The 2,804-nt window shown below is 64.6% G+C and carries 3 protein-coding genes and 1 pseudogene; all 4 read left to right on the forward strand.

From position 1 onward, the window contains the following. Window positions 1-372: 372 nt before the first annotated feature. A complete protein-coding gene (locus tag V5A20_RS13905; protein WP_332315112.1) occupies window positions 373-747 on the forward strand; it encodes an NADH-quinone oxidoreductase subunit A in 375 nt (124 codons plus the stop codon). Between the two features lie 199 nt (window positions 748-946). Next, entirely contained in the window at window positions 947-1,594 is a 648-nt protein-coding gene (locus V5A20_RS13910) for an NADH-quinone oxidoreductase subunit B (RefSeq protein ID WP_332315111.1), read from the forward strand. An 81-nt stretch (window positions 1,595-1,675) separates the two neighbouring features. Continuing rightward, window positions 1,676-2,380 (forward strand): NADH-quinone oxidoreductase subunit C, encoded by a 705-nt coding sequence (locus V5A20_RS13915; protein ID WP_332315110.1) that lies wholly within the window; start codon window positions 1,676-1,678, stop codon window positions 2,378-2,380. A 66-nt stretch (window positions 2,381-2,446) separates the two neighbouring features. Beyond that, a pseudogene (locus tag V5A20_RS13920) lies at window positions 2,447-2,804 on the forward strand (NADH-quinone oxidoreductase subunit D); the annotation flags it as partial.

Genomic DNA, 2,804 nt, shown 5'->3' on the forward strand with positions numbered 1-2,804 from the left:
ACGATCCGGAGTCGCCCGCACTGTCGGGGCTGAGTGTGGGCGTGACGGCCCAAAATGTGCTCGGCATCGACCACCGCGAGTTCGTGGGCGCACCCGCACTCGGGCGGATCGTCATCGCCCGCCTCACCTATCGGCTTCCGTAGCCGCGATGAGAAAGACAACGTCGCCCCCCGTTCCTCATGCCTACGTCTTGTCCGTGCGAAAGACTTGCTCGCGCGAGAGGTCGATCGGGATTGATAGTTCACCGGCTCTTTGGGCGGCTGAGCAGGCAAGGCGTTGCATCCGCGACGCCTGATCTGTACCGTAGTTACCCTTGTACATCTCCCGTGTCAAAACCCTCGTCGTTTCTTTCTCCTCCGACCGCGACCGGTCATGTTTGGGGACTTCGTGCCGCTGTTTCTGATGATCGCGCTGGCCCTGGGGCTGGCCCTCACCCTGCTGGCGGCGGCCGCGTACATTGGGCCGAGCCGGCCCAGTGGGACGAAGACCATGCCCTACGAGAGTGGCATGGACCCGGTGGGCAGCGCCCACGAGCGGTACTCGGTCAAGTTTTACCTCGTGGCCATGATCTTCATCGTCTTCGACGTGGAGGTCGTTTTCATGTGGCCGTGGGCCGCCAGCTTCCATAGCTTTGTCGAGAGCGGCGCCGGGCTCGGGGTGATCGCCGTCATGTCGCTGTTTACGCTCATCTTGCTCGTCGGGCTGCTCTACGACGTAAAGAAGGGCGGGCTCGACTTTGAGCAGTGACGGCCGTTGCGGAGGGCGTGTTGCCGACGGGAACGTGACAGCCTCCGTACGTTCGCCCGCCGTATCACGGCGGGGTGAAACAGGGGGGGAGCCCGTGTCATTCAACGGGGTGGACCAAAGACGCATGGCCGTCCCGCTCTGCTGGGTGCGCCGCACGCTCCGTTTTTGAATTCTTCTGAATCGCCCGATTCTCTGTGTTATGGCTGGATCTTCTGGAACCAACGGGCAAGGCTTCTTCACGACCCGCGTGGATACCTTCCTCAACTGGGCCCGCTCAAACTCGCTCATGCCCATGCCGATGGGGCTGGCCTGCTGTGCCATCGAGATGATGGGCTTTGCGGGGCCGAAGTACGATGCGGCCCGCTTCGGAAGCGAGGCGATGCGGTTCTCCCCGCGCCAGGCCGACCTGATGATTGTGGCCGGTTGGTGCTCCTACAAAATGAGCCACGCCATTCGCCGCGTGTGGGACCAGATGGGCGACCCGAAGTGGTGCATTGCCATGGGCGCCTGTGCCTCCACCGGCGGCATGCATCGCTGCTACGGCGTGGTGCAGGGGGTGGACAACTTCCTGCCGGTCGACGTGTACATCTCCGGCTGTCCGCCGCGCCCGGAGTCGGTGCTGCATGCGCTGATGGACATTCAGGAGAAGATTCGCAACGAGTACTCCGTGGTGCAGGACTACGAGGTTGGCGCGGCCGGCGAACGGGCGCCAATCATGCCGGAGAACACGAGCAAGTTCCCGGGGCAGCTCGAAAAGCCGAAGGCCTCAGGCCTCACCCTGGAGGCCCCAGACACAGGCGCCGACGGTGCGGAAGACTCGTCTTCCCCGGCGCCGGTCGCCGCATGACGCCGCGCATTCCTGGCCGCTGTACTCCCCTTCCGCGGCCGCCGAGCGCCCACGACGCCCCGCCAAGATGATGGACCGCCGATGAGCACGCCCGACGACCCCCGCGACGCGAATCCGAAAGACCCCGAAGAGCTCCGGTTTCACTACACCCCGTCCGACGAGCCGAAGCCCGAGCAGGACACCGACAATGCCCACGCGACGGACACGACCCGCGTCCCAGAGGTCATCGACGCCCTGCGCAAGGAGTTCGGCGCGGCAGTGCTCGACGTAGAGCGCTACGCGAACGAGGACACCGTCTACGTCGAGAAGAGCCGCATCCGCGAGATCTGCCGGTTCCTCAAGGCGGAAGAGAGCTTCGAGTACTTCGTCGACCTTGGCGGCATCGACAACTTCACCGCGGAGGACCGCTACGAGGTCTTCTATAACCTCGTAAGCATCGAGCGGCAGAAGCGCATCCGCCTGAAGGTGCGGGTGGACGAGGAGGACATGCGGGTGCCGAGCGTGACGGAGGTGTACCGGGCGGCCAACTGGAACGAGCGGGAGGCCTACGACATGTTCGGGTTTGAATTTGTCGACCACCCGGATCCGCGGCGCATGTACATGCCGGAAGACTTCGACTATCACCCCCTGCGCAAGGAGTTCCCGCAGCTGGGCGTGCCGGGGTCGTTGCCGCTGCCGCCGCAGACGCCGGACGGGGAGCTGACGATGGACCCCTTCGCCGCGGCCCACGGCTCCCAGCCCGTCAAAAGCTACCAGGAGCCCGCCACCGATCCCGATTCTGAATAGCGTTGGACCGTCGGCGCGTTGAACGCTCAACGCGCCCCCCCTTCCAACGCACAACCGCAAGAACGTATGGCCCAGCCTCAGAAACCTGACTTTCCCGGGCACGACCTCGGCGACCAGTTTCGGTTCTGGCCGAAGCACAACGAGAAGATCTACGAGCGACTGGAGACCAAGCACGCCTGGCTCGAGGAGAAGCGGGCCGCCGCGCAGGGGGATGGAAAGCCAGCGGGGGCGCACGCGCCGGAGGCAGACCCGTTGGAGAACGAAATGATTCTCAACATCGGGCCGCAGCACCCGGCCACGCACGGCGTCCTGCGCTGCGTCGTGAAGATGGACGGGGAGACCATCGAGAAGTCGGTCCTCGACATCGGGTACCTGCACCGCGGCATCGAGAAGCTCGCGGAGCACAAGACGTACCAGGAGTTCA

This window comes from Salinibacter sp. (assembly GCF_036626415.1).
Classification (GTDB): domain Bacteria; phylum Bacteroidota; class Rhodothermia; order Rhodothermales; family Salinibacteraceae; genus Salinibacter.